Genomic DNA, 15,739 nt, shown 5'->3' on the forward strand with positions numbered 1-15,739 from the left:
ACCCCGACAAACCAGCCCGTAGGTCGGATAAGGCATTTTCGCCGCCATCCGACACTTTTGCTGTGCCTGATGGCGACACCGTAGCGCCTTATCAGGCCGACAAATCAGCCTATGGTTGAAAAGAGGTGTTATTTTGAGTGGGCATATAGTACCTGGATTACAATGAATTACTACCGCCAGATGTTACAGGGGGTTATTCAGCCATCGCCTCCCGCCACAGCTTTTCAACAACACGCTGGGCCAGTAGCGCCTGCTCGCCTGCCGTCTGGGGAACCGTCTGATTTTGCACGCACTCAATGAAATGACGCGCACATCCGGCAAAACCACGCTGTTCTAAGGTCGTTTGCCAGCCCGCTATCGGCTTATGAACAACACCTTGCCCACGCTCTTCCCGCCATTCCCGCATATCAGTTACGTCAATCAGGCCACCGTCCGTCACCGCCTGCACGCTTTCGCGCTGGCTACCGGCACGGCGATGCATACTGGTCGTTATCTGCATTTGACCGGTAGAAAAATGGTGCTCGGCGTAAAGCATCGCACCAGATTCATTGGTCAGCAGCGTGCCGTTATTTAACTGCGCCTGCCCTCCCGTCAGCCACAATGCTGTATCGACTACGTGCAGATAGTCGTCCAGCAAAGTGAAACGCAGATCGTGCGGCCCAACGCTATCCGTACGGTGCTTATCCATACGTACAGACGCTGCGGTGCTCAACTGGGTTTTGAGATCCTGGTACAGCGGTGCAAACCGGCGGTTAAACCCGACCATCAGCGTGAGTTTTTTCCGCGCGGCCAGCTCCACCAGTTGCTCAGCCTCACGCAGGTTTTCCGCCAGCGGCTTATCCACACACACGTGAACTCCGGCATTCAGCAATTCACTGACGACCGCATAGTGAGTCGCGGTGCTGGAATGGACGAAAACCGCGTCGCTGGTTTGCGCCAGATTCACCAGTGAATCCACGTAGGGTATCCGCCAGGTATCACAGATACGCTGTGCTTTATCGCGCGAAGGTGAAAAGGCGCCTTGCAGCGTCCAGTCCGCGGAGGTGCCCAGCACGGGTAGCCAGGCCTTTTGTGCAATACCGCCAAGGCCGACAACGCCGATACGTAATTTATTCACGTTAGTCTCCCAGGTGCGCCAGCAAGGAATCAAGTCGCTGCTTAAGTTCTGCGACCTCCGTTTCCAGCATTTCCACGCGAGCCTGCAGATCACCGGAGGCTGCAGGGAGTTGATCTGCCGCGGCAATGGCTTCATCAACCTCACCGCAAAACAGGTGCATATAGCGACTTTCACGTTTGCCCGGCTCGCGCGCCAGGCGGATCACATAAGGCCCATCTTCCCGGGTTGCCAGATTTTCCAGTATCGATTCCACTTCGGCCATATCGCTGAATTCGTACATACGGGATGCGCGACTACGCAATTCACCAGGCGTCTGAGCGCCCCTCAGCAGCAGTGTAGTGATTACAGCCACCTCTGCGGCACTAAGCTTCAGATTGCCAAATTCAGAGTTGCAGAAACGCTGCTCATATTTCGTAACGCGATTGCCAAAGCCGCTCACCGTGCGCAGAAAATGTCGCTTAACCAGGTTATCCAACTGCTCTTGCACGTCCGATTCCGACAGGTTCATCACCGGTTCACGATTCGTTTTTTGATTGCAGGCTGTTACGACTCCATTAACGGAGAGTGGGTACTGTTCCGGCGTTGTCACTTGTTTTTCTAATAAACAGCCAATCACTCGTGCTTCGGTGGCGGTTAATTCGTATTTCATCGTCTTCTCCATTAATCATGGCTGCATCTGAAACTTAGCGGCCGGGGGTCCATTCTGATGTGGTCAACGCCGTCAGCACGTGATCGCGCCACTGCCCGTCAATCAGCAGGTAGTCTTTGGCATACCCTTCTTTTTCAAAACCCAGTCGCGCCAACAGGTCACCGCTGCGCTTATTATGTGGCATGTAGTTAGCCATAATGCGGTGAATATGCTGCGTGCGCTGCATATAACGGATGGCCGAAGTTAAGGCTTCATACATTAGCCCCTGCCCCTGCCATTTCTGCGCAATGGAGTAGCCGAGATAACAGGCATGGAAGGATCCCCGCACCACGTTTGAGAAGTTCGCAACGCCGATAATCTCTTTTTCGTCCGGATCGAGCAGCGCAAAATAATAAGCGGTGCCCTGTTTATGAAACTCAGAGATCATGCTGAGACGCGCCTGCCAGCCGGACGGATAGCAGTGGCTTTCATCGCGAATAGGTTCCCAGGGTTTTAAGAAATGACGATTTTCTGCGTAATAATCTGCCAGACGCCAGGCATCACGCTCATGCACTAAACGCACGACCAGGCGGTCCGTGGTTAAGCGCACTTTTGGCACGTTACTGCGATAGCCAAACATTCTATACCTACTCCTTCCCGTAACGTCTTCTATACGCTATTCGCATTACTATACCTGTGCGAATACTCCCTGTGAAAAGAGCAAAATGCCATTTTTTGAATTATTCACACATTTTGATGAAAACTCTCTATCAAGACGGACTTTTGATAAAAAAATATTGTCCCGCGAAGGGTGGGAAAAGCGATGACGACACCGCAGAATAGGAGGTGCTTATCTTTTAAACTCTATCCAGAGTGACGAGTTTTTCCCTGGAGGGGAAATGTCGCAAGTCTCGCAGGCAAGGAACCTGGGTAAATACTTCCTTCTCATCGATAATATGCTGGTCGTGCTGGGTTTCTTCGTCGTTTTCCCGCTGATCTCAATTCGTTTCGTCGACCAAATGGGCTGGGCCGCCGTGATGGTCGGTATCGCGCTTGGATTACGTCAATTTATCCAACAGGGGTTGGGTATTTTCGGTGGTGCTATTGCTGACCGTTTCGGCGCCAAACCGATGATCGTCACCGGCATGCTGATGCGCGCAGCCGGGTTCGCCACCATGGGCATTGCGCATGAACCGTGGCTGCTGTGGTTTTCCTGCTTTCTTTCCGGGCTGGGTGGCACGCTGTTTGACCCTCCCCGTTCGGCGCTGGTAGTCAAGCTGATCCGCCCGGAAAAGCGCGGGCGTTTTTTCTCTATTCTGATGATGCAGGATAGCGCCGGGGCCGTGGTCGGCGCGTTACTCGGCAGTTGGTTATTGCAATACGATTTCCGTCTGGTATGTGCCACCGGCGCAATTTTGTTCGTTCTGTGCGCGGCGTTTAACGCCTGGCTGCTCCCGGCATGGAAGCTGTCGACGGTGAAAATTCCGGTGCGCGAAGGGATGAGCCACGTGATGCATGACAAGCGCTTTGTCACCTATGTGCTGACGCTGGCGGGCTATTACATGCTGGCGGTACAGGTGATGCTGATGCTGCCCATCATGGTGAACGACATCGCTGGCTCACCAGCCGCCGTGAAATGGATGTATGCCATTGAGGCATGTCTCTCTTTAACGCTGCTGTACCCGATTGCCCGCTGGAGTGAAAAACGCTTTCGCCTTGAACATCGTCTGATGGCGGGCCTGCTGGTGATGTCTCTGAGCATGATGCCCATTGGGCTGGTCGGGAATTTGCAGCAGTTGTTCACCCTGATCTGCACGTTCTATATTGGCTCGATCATCGCCGAACCGGCGCGTGAAACCCTGAGCGCCTCGCTGGCGAATGCGCGGGCCAGAGGAAGCTATATGGGCTTCAGCCGACTGGGACTCGCCATCGGTGGCGCAATTGGCTATGTCGGCGGCGGCTGGCTGTTTGACATGGGCAAGGCCCTGGCACAGCCTGAGCTGCCCTGGATGATGCTCGGTATTATTGGCTTCATCACCTTCCTGGCGCTGGGCTGGCAATTCAGTCTCAAACGCCCAACGCGAGGTATGCTGGAGCCAGACGCCTAATAGCCGAACCTGCGTCCGGGCACTTTTCAGTTTTTTCTGCTGGCGTCCGGGGCGCTGGTACTCGATGATGCTTTGTGTCACGATTACACCACATGCATCATGTTGAGGAACCCCATGAAAAAGTTTTTTTTTGCCGCTGCACTGATTGTCAGCGGCCTGTTGGTTGGTTGTAATCAACTCACGCAATACACGGTTAGCGAGCAAGAAATTAATCAAGCCCTGGCAAAGCATAATAACTTTTCAAAAGACATCGGTTTGCCCGGCGTTGCTGAAGCACATATCGTACTGAATAATCTCGCCAGCCAGATTGGTCGTGAAGAGCCAAACAAAGTAACCCTGACCGGCGATGCCAACCTGGACATGAACTCCCTGTTTGGCAGTCAGAAAGCGACCATGAAGCTGAAGCTGAAAGCCTTACCGGTTTTCAATAAAGAAAAAGGCGCGATTTATCTGCAAGAGATGGAAGTCGTCGACGCCACCGTCACGCCAGAAAAAATGCAGTCAGTACTGCAAACGCTGATGCCGTATTTAAATCAATCGCTGCGTAACTATTTCAACCAGCAACCAGCGTACATTCTGAAGGATGACAGCAGCCAGGGTGAAGCGCTGGCGAAAAAATTGGCGAAAGGTATTGAGGTGAAACCGGGTGAAATCATCATCCCGTTCACCGACTAATAAAACTGAGGGTGCTGATGCGCCCTTTTTTTTCGTGCAAACGAAAACGTTTCCGCTTATCCTTTGTTTCCGGCAAAAAAGACCATCCTCAGCCGGAGCATATTGATGACTGCACCATCCCAGGTTTTAAAGATCCGCCGCCCAGACGACTGGCATCTTCACTTTCGCGATGGCGACATGTTAAAAACTGTCGTGCCCTATACCAGTGAAGTTTATGGCCGCGCCATTGTCATGCCGAACCTGGTACCGCCCGTCACCACGGTTGACGCGGCTATCGCTTATCGCCAGCGCATTCTTGACGCGGTACCTGCCGGACACGACTTCACGCCATTAATGACCTGCTACTTAACGGATACGCTGGATCCCAACGAGCTGGAACGTGGATTCAACGAAGGCGTATTCACCGCGGCAAAACTCTATCCAGCCAATGCCACCACCAACTCGACGCATGGCGTAACCTCTATTGACGCCATCATGCCGGTGCTGGAGCGGATGGAAAAATTGGGTATGCCACTGCTGGTGCACGGCGAAGTCACGCATGCAGATATCGATATTTTCGATCGCGAAGCGCGCTTTATTGAAACGGTGATGGAGCCGCTGCGTCAGCGTTTGACCTCGCTGAAAGTGGTGTTCGAGCATATCACCACCAAAGATGCTGCCGAATACGTTCGCGACGGTAACGAACTTTTGGCTGCGACCATTACGCCACAGCACCTGATGTTTAACCGCAACCACATGCTGGTTGGTGGGATTCGCCCTCACCTGTATTGCCTGCCAATCCTCAAACGTAACGTCCACCAACAGGCGCTGCGTGAACTGGTTGCCAGCGGGTTTAAGCGCGCATTCCTCGGTACCGACTCAGCGCCGCACGCTCGTCATCGCAAAGAGTCAAGCTGTGGCTGTGCGGGCTGTTTTAATGCACCGACCGCGCTGGGCAGCTATGCCACCGTGTTTGAAGAGATGAATGCGCTCGACCATTTCGAAGCCTTCTGCTCACTCAACGGCCCACAGTTCTATGGCTTGCCGGTAAATGAGACCTTTATTGAGCTGGAACGCGTGGAGCACCTGGTTCCTGAGAGCATTGCACTGGAAGACGATACGCTGGTGCCTTTCCTGGGTGGTGAAACGGTACGCTGGTCAGTAAAAAGCTAAAAAAAGTGTAGCCAACTGATGCGAATAACTGTATAAATAAACAGTATATTCCACAGGGGGCTACTATGCGTATTGAAGTCACTATTGCCAAAACTTCACCTTTACCTGCCGGTGCGATTGACGCACTGGCAGGTGAACTCTCCCGCCGTATTCAGCACCATTTTCCAGATAACGAAGGTAACGTTACCGTCCGTTATGCCGGCGCAAACAATTTGTCGGTTATTGGCGCGACTAAAGAGGACAAAGAACGCATCAGCGAGATCCTACAGGAAACCTGGGAAAGCGCGGATGACTGGTTCATCAACGAATAAATAATGATATGCAGTGATGTTTGTTTGCCGGGTCGCCCCGGCTTTTTTATACACACAATCCTGTAATCAATCGCGCATTTCTTCTGACGAGTATTTAATTTAATATTAACCCACCGATTATCTTTTAACCAAAACAACAAAATAATTGTGCAACATACTAAAAAAAAATGAATAACATGTTGGTTTCTTAGTCAGATAACGCTGAAAACAAAAAATTTATGCCCTTCCCTCTTTAAATTTTCAATGAATACCCTTATTTATTGATATACTGAAGTTGCTTCAGAAAAAAACGCATTGAACCTCGAAAACCGTTGTCTAGTAACACGAATTAGGGGGCATGATGGAAAAGAATAATGAAGTCATTCAGACTCATCCGCTTGTAGGGTGGGACATCAGCACTGTTGATAGTTACGATGCGCTGATGCTGCGTTTGCACTACCAGACCCCGAATCGCCCTGACCCGGATGGGACTGAAGTTGGTCAAACGCTCTGGTTAACCACTGATGTTGCCAGGCAATTTATTTCGATATTAGAAGCAGGAATCGCCAAAATTGAATCTGGCGATTACCAGGTAAATGAGTATCAGCGACATTAAACCTGATACATCCAACCATCAAAAGGCACCTTAACGGTGCCTTTCTTATTTCCAGGTTGAATATTCCGGGTCAGTTATTTAACCTGCTACTATCGCGATTGCAGAGAGAAGCGGATGAAATACGACTTAATCATTATTGGCAGCGGTTCAGTAGGCGCCGCAGCTGGATACTATGCCACTCGTGCCGGTCTGAAGGTTCTGATGATCGATGCACATATGCCTCCTCATCAGCAGGGCAGCCACCACGGCGACACTCGATTAATTCGTCATGCTTATGGCGAAGGTGAAAAATACGTTCCGCTGGTACTACGTGCGCAAACATTGTGGGATGAACTGTCCACCCATAATGAAGAACCGATTTTTGTTCGCTCCGGTGTTATCAACCTCGGTCCGGCAGAGTCCACCTTCTTAGCGACCGCAGCGCAAAGCGCCAAACAGTGGCAACTCAACGTTGAACAACTGGATGCGGCAGCCATCATGGCGCGCTGGCCGGAGATTCGTGTACCTGACAACTATATCGGTCTGTTTGAAGCGGAGTCCGGTTTTTTACGCAGTGAGTTAGCAATTAAAACCTGGATCCGTCTGGCGGAAGAAGCAGGCTGTGCGCAACTGTTTAAATGCCCGGTCAGCGCAATTCATCACGGTGATGATGGCATCACGGTAGAAACGGCTGACGGTGACTACCACGCGAAAAAAGCAGTGATCAGCGCCGGTACCTGGGTGCAGGCTTTAGTCCCTGAACTACCGATACAACCGGTGCGCAAAGTGTTCGCCTGGTATCAGGCCGATGGGCGCTACAGCGTTAAGAATAACTTCCCAGCCTTCACCGGCGAGCTGCCAAATGGTGATCAATACTACGGTTTCCCGGCAGAAAACGACGAACTGAAAATTGGTAAGCACAACGGCGGACAAGTCATTCACTCTGCTGATGAGCGTAAGCCATTTGCCGCTGTAGCCAGCGATGGTTCTGAAGCCTTCCCATTCCTGCGCACAATTCTGCCGGGCGTTGGCTGCTGCCTGCACGGCGCGTCCTGCACTTACGATAATTCACCGGATGAAGACTTTATTATCGATACTCTGCCAGCGCACGACAACACGCTAATCATTACCGGGCTGAGCGGACATGGCTTTAAGTTTGCCTCTGTTCTGGGAGAGATTGCGGCAAACTTCGCTCAGGACAAACCGTCTGACTTTGACCTGACCCCCTTCAGGCTAAGCCGTTTTAAGTGATAATAAATGAATGGCCTCGATGGTGAGGCCATTTTTAATGACAGGAATAACGTCAATGCGCCGTATCTTTCACTATCTTGTTAATAATATTCGCGAGCATTTTATGCTCTACATTATTTTATGGTCGCTGCTGGCCATTATGGATGTAATATATATTATGTTTTTCTGATTCCTGCGCGCTGACAATAATTGACAAAAATTGAAATTATCTTAATTTTTATTGCAATAAACTGAACAATAATAAAAATCATAACCACCCATAAACCAAGCATTATCACCTACTCTCACACTAATCCCTTGATGATTAATTCAATATTCAGTCAACTTTACTGAACAAAAAAATAAATATCATCACCATTGTTATTTATTAGTTGCATTAATGTCTTTTACACGCCATTTTCATTCACTTCTGAAATATCAATCGGTGTGCTTATGCAATTCAAAAATAGTTCACAGCGCTATGGCGTAGTGTCAGCCACATTACATTGGCTGGTTGCGATTGCTGTATATGGCATGTTCGCCTTGGGCTTATGGATGGTCACGCTTAGCTACTATGACGGCTGGTATCACCAGGCCCCTGAACTGCATAAAAGCATCGGCATCCTTCTCATGATGGGACTGGTTATCCGCGTTGTCTGGCGGTTGTTCTCCCCTCCACCTGCTGCGTTGGCAAGCTACTCCCGATTAACCCGCATCGCAGCGGCAATGGGTCACCTCGCTCTTTATTTGCTGCTCTTTTCAATTGTCATCAGCGGATATCTAATTTCCACCGCAGATGGCAAAGCGATAAGCGTCTTTGGTTGGTTCGACATTCCAGCCACCGTTGCCAACGCAGGTGCTCAGGCCGACCTCGCCGGTAGCTTGCACCTGTGGCTTGCGTGGACCGTGGTGATTTTATCCCTACTGCACGGACTGATGGCCCTGAAACATCACTTTATCGATAACGACGATACCCTCAATCGCATGTTGGGAAAATCGTCATCTGACTATGGAGCTTAAAATGAAAAAAAACCTGCTGGGACTTACACTCGCCTCTCTGTTATTCACCACCGGGTCGGCCGTGGCGGCAGATTACAAAATTGACAAAGAAGGACAGCATGCCTTTGTTAATTTCCGTATTCAGCATCTGGGGTACAGCTGGCTGTACGGCACATTTAAAGATTTCGACGGTACGTTTACCTTTGATGAGAAAAATCCCGCAGCCGATAAGGTTAATGTAACCATCAGCACCAACAGCGTTGACACTAATCACGCCGAACGTGACAAGCATCTGCGCAGCGCAGATTTCCTTAACGTAGCAAAATTCCCGCAGGCGACCTTCAGCTCCACCAGCGTGAAGAAAGAAGGTAATGACCTGGATATCACCGGTAATTTAACCCTGAACGGCGTTACCAAACCGGTTACGCTGGACGCGAAGCTCATCGGCCAGGGCGGCGATCCTTGGGGCGGTACGCGCGCTGGTTTTGAAGCGCAAGGTAAGATTAAGCTGAAGGATTTCAACATTACCACCGATCTCGGTCCGGCGTCGCAGGAAGTCGATCTGATCATCTCAGTGGAAGGTGTTCAACAGAAGTAACGCATGAATGGCCGGATGAGGTTCTGCCCCTCATCCGGAATCATGTTATTGCGCAGGGTCTGGAATACCCAGTTTGGTATTCAGGTGACCACGTGATTTATTAAAGATTTTATTGCCATTTTCACGCCCAGCGCGACGACGCCGTTGTTCCTCTTCCGGCAACTCACTCTCTTCGCTACACAGCTCGCTACAGCAGCCATTATATTTCTGCGCACAAGCCGGGCACTGAATAAACAACAGATGGCAGCCATCATTTTTGCAATTAGTATGGCTATCGCACGCCGTGCCGCACTGATGGCAATGTGCGATAACATCTTCAGAGATTCTTTCGCCCATGCGCTCATCAAAGACAAAGTTTTTACCGATAAAACGCACCGGAAGTCCCTGCTCACGCGCCTTGCGGGCATACTCAATAATACCGCCCTCAATGTGCCAGACTTTGCTAAATCCATTGTGTTTCATCCAGGCGCTAGCTTTCTCACAGCGGATCCCACCCGTGCAGTACATCACGATTTTTTTATCTTTATGCGCCTGCATCATTTCAACAGCTTTCGGCAACTGATCGCGGAACGTGTCTGCCGGGATCTCCAGCGCATTCTCGAAGTGACCCACCTCATATTCATAGTGGTTGCGCATATCAATGAATACCGCTTCAGGATCGTCAAGCATGGCATTCACCTCTGCTGCCTTGAGATAATCCCCCACGTTGCTGGCGTCAAAGTCTGGATCGTCAATACCATCCGCCACGATACGTTCACGGACTTTCATACGCAGTACCCAGAACGATTTACCGTCATCATCCAGCGCAATATTCAGACGTAAATCGTTCAATGCAGGGTCAAACGCATAGAGTTGCTGGCGAAATGCCTCGACGTTGCTTTGCGGTACGCTGATTTGCGCGTTAATTCCTTCATGGGCAAGATATACTCGCCCGAAGACGTTCAATGCGGTGAACATCTGGTACAGTGCATCACGCGTGTGCTGAGGATTGGCAATGGTGAAATATTTATAGAATGAGATCGTCGTACGCGGCTCGGTCTCGGCCAGCATTTTGGCTTTGAGGGCGTCGTTCGAAATGCGGTTGTGTAACACTGGCATGGTGTACGTATCCTGCAAATAGGGAATAAATGAAAATCGGCGGCATAATAAAGCAAACATCGCCAATTTACATCCACACATTTTACGCTACATTTCATACTTCACTATAAAGTTGCAACAACAATTGCAGAATTAATCACCGTTCTCCCGTCACAAATTTTTGATACGCGCGAAAAAATGCGACAATACAGGGAATTGGTCGTTTGAAGACAGGATAGACATGACGAATTTACCCAAGTTTTCGGCTGCATTACTGCATCCACGTTATTGGTTAACCTGGCTAGGTATTGGCATCCTTTGGTTAATCGTGCAGTTACCCTACCCCATCCTCTTTAAGTTGGGCTGTGCATTAGGTCGACTGGCGCTACGTTTGATGAAACGTCGGGCAAAAATTGTTTCCCGAAATCTGGAACTGTGCTTCCCGCAGATGAGTGAGCAGGAACGCCAGCAGATGGTCGTCAAGAACTTCGAATCCGTGGGCATGGGCGTAATGGAAACCGGGATGGCCTGGTTTTGGTCCGATAAGCGTATTTCACGCTGGACTGAAGTGATCGGGATGGAACATATCCGTGACGTTCAGGCGCAAAAACGCGGGATCCTGTTAGTGGGTCTGCACTTTCTGACTCTGGAACTGGGTGCGCGTCAGTTTGGTTTGCAGGAGCCGGGTATTGGTGTGTATCGCCCTAACGACAACCCGCTTCTCGACTGGCTACAAACCTGGGGCCGTATGCGCTCGAATAAATCAATGCTCGATCGTAAAGACCTGAAAGGGATGATTAAAGCGTTGAAAAAGGGCGAAGTGGTCTGGTACGCGCCGGATCACGATTACGGCCCTCGTGCCAGTGTGTTTGTACCACTTTTTGCCGTTGAACAAGCCGCAACAACCTCTGGGACCTGGATGCTTTCGCGCATGTCCAATGCCTGCCTGGTACCGTTTGTTCCTCGCCGCAAACCTGACGGTAAAGGGTATCAATTGATTATGCTGCCTCCGGAGTGTTCACCGCCTTTGGACGACGCAGAGACCACTGCCGCGTGGATGAACAAAATTGTTGAGCAATGCATCATGATGGCACCAGAGCAGTATATGTGGCTGCATCGTCGCTTCAAGACGCGCCCTGAAGGTTCTCCTTCCCTGTACTAAAACACTGTTGCAGTCCTGTGGGCTGCAACACCTTCCCTGCCTGCTTTAGGTTTAACTGCTATCCGCATTGCAGCAACTATCAACCAGGCGCATAATTAGCCTGCTTACTTATATTCAATCGATAGCGCAAACAGCGCGCCACACTGCGGAACGCTATGTCACCCTCAGATGCTCCCATAAACTGGAAACGCAACCTCACCGTTGCCTGGTTAGGTTGTTTTTTAACCGGCGCAGCATTTAGCCTGGTCATGCCCTTTTTGCCCCTTTACGTCGAGAGTCTCGGCGTCACGGGACATAGCGCACTGAATATGTGGTCAGGCCTGGTCTTCAGCATCACCTTTCTTTTTTCCGCCATCGCCTCTCCTTTCTGGGGTGGCCTTGCCGATCGCAAGGGGCGAAAAATCATGCTGCTACGGTCTGCGTTGGGTATGGCTGTTGTGATGCTGCTGATGGGACTGGCGCAAAATATCTGGCAGTTCTTGATCCTGCGCGCCTTGTTGGGGCTGCTTGGTGGATTCATCCCCAATGCGAATGCACTGATCGCCACCCAGGTTCCACGCAATAAAAGCGGCTGGGCACTGGGAACGCTTTCCACCGGTGGTGTTAGTGGCGCACTGCTCGGGCCGCTAGCGGGCGGCCTCCTCGCGGATCAGTACGGACTGCGCCCCGTATTTTTCATCACCGCCAGCGTGCTGTTGGTCTGCTTCATCCTGACGCTATTTTTTATCCGCGAGCGATTCCAGCCAGTGAGCAAGAAGGAAATGCTGCACATTCGTGAAGTCGTGGCCTCTTTAAAGAACCCCAAACTGGTGCTGAGCCTGTTTGTCACCACTTTGATCATTCAGGTAGCCACCGGTTCTATCGCGCCAATACTGACACTGTACGTTCGAGAGTTGGCTGGCAACGTCGGCAATATTGCGTTTATCAGTGGGATGATAGCCTCAGTCCCCGGCGTTGCGGCATTAATCAGCGCCCCTAAACTTGGCAAATTAGGCGATCGGATTGGTCCGGAGAAGATCCTGATCGTCGCGCTGATCGTTTCCGTGTTACTGCTAATTCCAATGTCATTTGTCCAGACGCCCTGGCAGCTTGGTATTCTGCGCTTTTTATTGGGGGCGGCCGACGGCGCTCTGCTCCCGGCGGTACAAACGCTGCTGGTCTATAACTCGACTAATCAAATAGCTGGACGTATTTTCAGTTATAACCAATCATTTCGCGACATTGGTAACGTAACAGGGCCTCTAATGGGGGCAGCGATATCCGCCAACTACGGTTTTCGTGCTGTATTCTGTGTGACCGCAGGAGTCGTACTGTTCAACGCCCTGTACTCGTGGAATAGCCTGCGCCGTCGTCGGAGTACAGAGGTCGCGGGATGATTTATATATTTATATTCGCAGGTTCAGAATAAAAAATCATCTCACATGACATATATTTCAGTCTTAATGATAATAGTAACACACCTTATTTCTTCCAGAATTTTTGGCTTCATACAAAGCGGCATCAGCATATGAAACAACTTTATCCGCTGATTCATCATCAATTTTACTGCAATATACACCGATACTTATCGTCATTTTTTCTTTTAACTCATATGAATTTGGTATTGTCGTACCATTCTCGACATTTCGCCTAATTCGCTCTGCAACAACAATTGCCTCATCTTGATCGTTACACTTAAGAAGGATCGCAAATTCTTCGCCACCTATTCTGGCGAAAATATCCGTATCTCTGATTGATTTATTGATAATATCGACAATGCTGATTATTACTCTATCACCTTCCTGATGACCGTAGGTATCTTTAATCCGTTTGAATTTATCAATATCCAGAACCATTACACACACTGCACCTTTTGCTAATGATGATTTTAATGACTTATAGAATATTTTACGATTATATATTTTAGTCATTGCGTCTTTAATAGCTGAATCCCTTTCTTTTTTTAAGATGATGAAGGTGTTGTACATCAGTATTGAGATTATACACAGGGCACTTATCACCTCAATCCCCCGGCTAACATACCAAATATACATGCTATATTCATCCAGGCTCAGAAGTAGTACATTGGTCAATATTGCAGAGCAACACAGTAGCCCTATACTTTTCCACAAGATGTTGTGCGTTTTGGTTTTAATGATTAAATACAACAGGACCAGTCCCCAGGATACAATAAGCGAATAAATGTACCCAATATGCCAGTGCACCGTGACATTATCAGGCTTCAGGCTTGTTATCTCGAGTGTAAAATTAGGGTTGTAACTGGCCAGAGTGTGCGCCATCACCGCGATAGCTAGCATGATTAAAAATGACAGAACGATATAGCAAGGTTCTCTTTCTTTGGTTTCAATAACTGTCGATGATGTTTTATAACATTTCAATGAAACAAATAGCAGAGCGATGAAACTAATCTGCCGAAAGTAATAGAATATAGCTATATCGTTAGTTCTTTTTTCGATTGATGCATAATCATTAATCAAGTCCTGAACGATGTAGATAGTCTCGACGAAAAATATGTTATTGCCAAGAAACGCCATGCCTAATATCATGAGGCAGGTGAGATCTTTTCTACAAAGATACTGAAATAGCATAAACAGAAAAATTATCCCATATAAAAAGAACAACCCTACAATTATAATCAGATATACAGTTTGCGGGACACTTTGCATCGTTAATTTAAATTGTGTAAGACACAAACCACCAAGAATATAGCTAGCCAAACAGATTATATAGAAAGCCATTAATCTTCCATTATTTGAATTATAGTTATCCATAACAACCTTAAGGTAAATCTTAATTTTGCATTTTATATAATACAGCATAAGATTTTGCAAACTATTATACCCGCACAATTTCAATAACATTAATTCATTTCTTATTTAATGGTTTCTTATAGATTTATAACCTTTGTCATTAATAATATTTTATTATGTATACTATTTTAGTATCACTCACACCATTCACAACCTCTATACGCAAAAGACGCATTGTCACTTCCAGAGACACCACTAAGTTTAGCCACTTTCATTGATTACCTCTGTAACACTTCCGTATTGGGCATTAATTTTCTCCTTTACTTTTATTGGGTTATGCAATGTTAATTCATAAGCGTTCGCATCCCTCCCTCTAAAACACATAAAAAATGGTGTTTAAAACTGAAGATTTTCTAATATAACGCCAGCTTTTATTTATTTGATTTTCATTACTGCATTGCAAACCACATACATTACTCTTTTTTCTTGAATTTTTTTCCTGATATTACGTAGGCTTCAGTATCTGCCAATGTAAATTTTTTCATAAACTACCGAAGTTACTTTCACCTGCTCTCGTTGGCATTGCAGGCAGTAATCATCTGATTGTGTTAGCCACGCAGCTAACGGGTTTGACGCTCTGCGGATCGCCGTCTATAGATTGAATCATCCCCCATTATTGTTCGCCTTAGGAGAAGAAATATGGCAAAGAATGACATGAATTTTTATGCCACGTTGGAAGAGGCTATTGATGCGGCTCGTGAAGTGTTTCTGGCTGATAACCCTGACCTTGAGTCAGACGATGCCAGCGTTCAACAGCTAAGCATCCAAAAATACGTGCTACAGGATGGCGACATTATGTGGCAAGCAGAATTCTTTGCTGACGAGGATGATGTAGATGGTGAATGTCTACCAATGCTGAGCGGAGAAGCGGCCCAGAGCGTTTTTGATGGCGACTATGATGAAATTGAAATCCGCCAGGAGTGGCAGGAAGAAAATACGCTTCACGAATGGGATGAGGGTGAATTCCAGCTGGAACCTCCCCTTGATACTGAAGAGGGTCAAACCGCAGCCGATGAATGGGATGAGCGATAGTTACTCGTAAGGTCCATGATGAATATCGAGCGGGAGCAGCAACGTATCAAACACTAGCGAAAAAGGCAGATCGAGGATAGTGACGTAGCGCCATGCCGAGTCCCGAACATCCCATTGCACGCCAGGATAGTATTGATTTCCGTGTCCTTGCCCTGGGATGGTACGACTAATAATGCTGCCGCATCCGCTCAGGAAGAAGATCATTATTCCTACAGCCAATATTCGCACCTGCTACCTCACGACTCATTCTATTCAATATAAAAAAA

At 48.5% G+C, this 15,739-nt stretch carries 18 protein-coding genes; 12 read left to right on the forward strand and 6 right to left on the reverse strand.

Annotated elements, in window-relative coordinates:
• Positions 1-193: 193 nt before the first annotated feature.
• The 3 genes from GUC46_RS14740 to rimJ are packed head-to-tail and all read right to left on the reverse strand — an operon-like array spanning position 194 to position 2,385.
• A complete protein-coding gene (locus GUC46_RS14740; RefSeq protein ID WP_160180425.1) occupies positions 194-1,117 on the reverse strand; it encodes a Gfo/Idh/MocA family protein in 924 nt (307 codons plus the stop codon).
• 1 nt (position 1,118) lies between these two features.
• Positions 1,119-1,766, reverse strand: a complete 648-nt coding sequence (locus GUC46_RS14745; protein WP_088902463.1) for a YceH family protein — start codon at positions 1,764-1,766, stop codon at positions 1,119-1,121.
• A gap of 34 nt (positions 1,767-1,800) precedes the next feature.
• On the reverse strand, positions 1,801-2,385 hold the full coding sequence (gene rimJ, locus GUC46_RS14750) for a ribosomal protein S5-alanine N-acetyltransferase (protein WP_003832145.1): 585 nt from the start codon (positions 2,383-2,385) through the stop codon (positions 1,801-1,803).
• A 259-nt stretch (positions 2,386-2,644) separates the two neighbouring features.
• Here rimJ and mdtH point away from each other — a divergent pair, with 259 nt between their 5' ends.
• The 9 genes from mdtH to GUC46_RS14795 all read left to right on the forward strand — a co-directional run bounded on the left by mdtH (position 2,645) and on the right by GUC46_RS14795 (position 9,392).
• Positions 2,645-3,853, forward strand: a complete 1,209-nt coding sequence (mdtH, locus tag GUC46_RS14755) for a multidrug efflux MFS transporter MdtH (protein ID WP_003036166.1) — start codon at positions 2,645-2,647, stop codon at positions 3,851-3,853.
• Positions 3,854-3,967: 114 nt separating this feature from the next.
• The gene (locus GUC46_RS14760) at positions 3,968-4,528 is read left to right on the forward strand and encodes a lipoprotein (protein WP_003036163.1); all 561 of its coding nucleotides are present in this window, start codon (positions 3,968-3,970) and stop codon (positions 4,526-4,528) included.
• A gap of 105 nt (positions 4,529-4,633) precedes the next feature.
• Positions 4,634-5,680, forward strand: a complete 1,047-nt coding sequence (gene pyrC / locus GUC46_RS14765; protein ID WP_003836776.1) for a dihydroorotase — start codon at positions 4,634-4,636, stop codon at positions 5,678-5,680.
• Positions 5,681-5,745: 65 nt separating this feature from the next.
• On the forward strand, positions 5,746-5,991 hold the full coding sequence (gene dinI, locus GUC46_RS14770) for a DNA damage-inducible protein I (RefSeq protein ID WP_003036157.1): 246 nt from the start codon (positions 5,746-5,748) through the stop codon (positions 5,989-5,991).
• A gap of 340 nt (positions 5,992-6,331) precedes the next feature.
• Entirely contained in the window at positions 6,332-6,586 is a 255-nt protein-coding gene (gene bssS / locus GUC46_RS14775) for a biofilm formation regulator BssS (protein ID WP_003036154.1), read from the forward strand.
• 114 nt (positions 6,587-6,700) lie between these two features.
• A complete protein-coding gene (gene solA / locus GUC46_RS14780; RefSeq protein WP_003836779.1) occupies positions 6,701-7,816 on the forward strand; it encodes an N-methyl-L-tryptophan oxidase in 1,116 nt (371 codons plus the stop codon).
• A gap of 55 nt (positions 7,817-7,871) precedes the next feature.
• Positions 7,872-7,985, forward strand: coding sequence for a YceO family protein (locus GUC46_RS14785; RefSeq protein WP_003846814.1), 114 nt, complete (start codon positions 7,872-7,874; stop codon positions 7,983-7,985).
• 263 nt (positions 7,986-8,248) lie between these two features.
• On the forward strand, positions 8,249-8,815 hold the full coding sequence (locus GUC46_RS14790) for a cytochrome b (RefSeq protein WP_003846816.1): 567 nt from the start codon (positions 8,249-8,251) through the stop codon (positions 8,813-8,815).
• 1 nt (position 8,816) lies between these two features.
• Entirely contained in the window at positions 8,817-9,392 is a 576-nt protein-coding gene (locus GUC46_RS14795; protein WP_130714773.1) for a YceI family protein, read from the forward strand.
• A gap of 45 nt (positions 9,393-9,437) precedes the next feature.
• Here the strand turns inward: GUC46_RS14795 and GUC46_RS14800 are convergent, their stop codons facing one another.
• Positions 9,438-10,490, reverse strand: a complete 1,053-nt coding sequence (locus GUC46_RS14800) for a rhodanese-related sulfurtransferase (protein ID WP_044700698.1) — start codon at positions 10,488-10,490, stop codon at positions 9,438-9,440.
• Positions 10,491-10,710: 220 nt separating this feature from the next.
• Here GUC46_RS14800 and GUC46_RS14805 point away from each other — a divergent pair, with 220 nt between their 5' ends.
• Both GUC46_RS14805 and mdtG read left to right on the forward strand, forming a co-directional pair.
• Positions 10,711-11,631: a Kdo(2)-lipid IV(A) acyltransferase gene (locus GUC46_RS14805; protein ID WP_003036136.1), complete on the forward strand. Its 921-nt coding sequence runs from the start codon at positions 10,711-10,713 to the stop codon at positions 11,629-11,631.
• A 155-nt stretch (positions 11,632-11,786) separates the two neighbouring features.
• Positions 11,787-13,007 (forward strand): multidrug efflux MFS transporter MdtG, encoded by a 1,221-nt coding sequence (gene mdtG, locus GUC46_RS14810; protein WP_048233434.1) that lies wholly within the window; start codon positions 11,787-11,789, stop codon positions 13,005-13,007.
• A gap of 63 nt (positions 13,008-13,070) precedes the next feature.
• On the opposite strand, the gene GUC46_RS14815 is transcribed toward mdtG, so the two are convergent.
• The gene (locus GUC46_RS14815) at positions 13,071-14,402 is read right to left on the reverse strand and encodes a sensor domain-containing diguanylate cyclase (RefSeq protein ID WP_201743312.1); all 1,332 of its coding nucleotides are present in this window, start codon (positions 14,400-14,402) and stop codon (positions 13,071-13,073) included.
• A gap of 693 nt (positions 14,403-15,095) precedes the next feature.
• Here GUC46_RS14815 and GUC46_RS14820 point away from each other — a divergent pair.
• Positions 15,096-15,473, forward strand: coding sequence for a MysB family protein (locus tag GUC46_RS14820; protein WP_032936472.1), 378 nt, complete (start codon positions 15,096-15,098; stop codon positions 15,471-15,473).
• Here the strand turns inward: GUC46_RS14820 and GUC46_RS14825 are convergent, their stop codons facing one another.
• Entirely contained in the window at positions 15,474-15,677 is a 204-nt protein-coding gene (locus GUC46_RS14825; RefSeq protein ID WP_003036125.1) for a YceK/YidQ family lipoprotein, read from the reverse strand. It abuts the gene before it with no gap.
• Positions 15,678-15,739 lie beyond the last annotated feature (62 nt).

Source organism: Citrobacter sp. LUTT5 (assembly GCF_009905315.1).
GTDB classification, from domain to species: Bacteria; Pseudomonadota; Gammaproteobacteria; order Enterobacterales; family Enterobacteriaceae; genus Citrobacter; species Citrobacter freundii.

What these genes read in the sequence shown, in the direction of transcription:
- GUC46_RS14745 (WP_088902463.1), bottom strand. Translation starts at nt 1,766, where the DNA reads ATGAAATACGAATTAACCGCCACCGAAGCACGAGTGATTGGCTGTTTA.
- rimJ (WP_003832145.1), bottom strand. Translation starts at nt 2,385, where the DNA reads ATGTTTGGCTATCGCAGTAACGTGCCAAAAGTGCGCTTAACCACGGAC.
- mdtH (WP_003036166.1), top strand. Translation starts at nt 2,645, where the DNA reads ATGTCGCAAGTCTCGCAGGCAAGGAACCTGGGTAAATACTTCCTTCTC.
- GUC46_RS14760 (WP_003036163.1), top strand. Translation starts at nt 3,968, where the DNA reads ATGAAAAAGTTTTTTTTTGCCGCTGCACTGATTGTCAGCGGCCTGTTG.
- pyrC (WP_003836776.1), top strand. Translation starts at nt 4,634, where the DNA reads ATGACTGCACCATCCCAGGTTTTAAAGATCCGCCGCCCAGACGACTGG.
- dinI (WP_003036157.1), top strand. Translation starts at nt 5,746, where the DNA reads ATGCGTATTGAAGTCACTATTGCCAAAACTTCACCTTTACCTGCCGGT.
- bssS (WP_003036154.1), top strand. Translation starts at nt 6,332, where the DNA reads ATGGAAAAGAATAATGAAGTCATTCAGACTCATCCGCTTGTAGGGTGG.
- solA (WP_003836779.1), top strand. Translation starts at nt 6,701, where the DNA reads ATGAAATACGACTTAATCATTATTGGCAGCGGTTCAGTAGGCGCCGCA.
- GUC46_RS14785 (WP_003846814.1), top strand. Translation starts at nt 7,872, where the DNA reads ATGCGCCGTATCTTTCACTATCTTGTTAATAATATTCGCGAGCATTTT.
- GUC46_RS14790 (WP_003846816.1), top strand. Translation starts at nt 8,249, where the DNA reads ATGCAATTCAAAAATAGTTCACAGCGCTATGGCGTAGTGTCAGCCACA.
- GUC46_RS14795 (WP_130714773.1), top strand. Translation starts at nt 8,817, where the DNA reads ATGAAAAAAAACCTGCTGGGACTTACACTCGCCTCTCTGTTATTCACC.
- GUC46_RS14800 (WP_044700698.1), bottom strand. Translation starts at nt 10,490, where the DNA reads ATGCCAGTGTTACACAACCGCATTTCGAACGACGCCCTCAAAGCCAAA.
- GUC46_RS14805 (WP_003036136.1), top strand. Translation starts at nt 10,711, where the DNA reads ATGACGAATTTACCCAAGTTTTCGGCTGCATTACTGCATCCACGTTAT.
- mdtG (WP_048233434.1), top strand. Translation starts at nt 11,787, where the DNA reads ATGTCACCCTCAGATGCTCCCATAAACTGGAAACGCAACCTCACCGTT.
- GUC46_RS14815 (WP_201743312.1), bottom strand. Translation starts at nt 14,402, where the DNA reads ATGGATAACTATAATTCAAATAATGGAAGATTAATGGCTTTCTATATA.
- GUC46_RS14820 (WP_032936472.1), top strand. Translation starts at nt 15,096, where the DNA reads ATGAATTTTTATGCCACGTTGGAAGAGGCTATTGATGCGGCTCGTGAA.
- GUC46_RS14825 (WP_003036125.1), bottom strand. Translation starts at nt 15,677, where the DNA reads ATGATCTTCTTCCTGAGCGGATGCGGCAGCATTATTAGTCGTACCATC.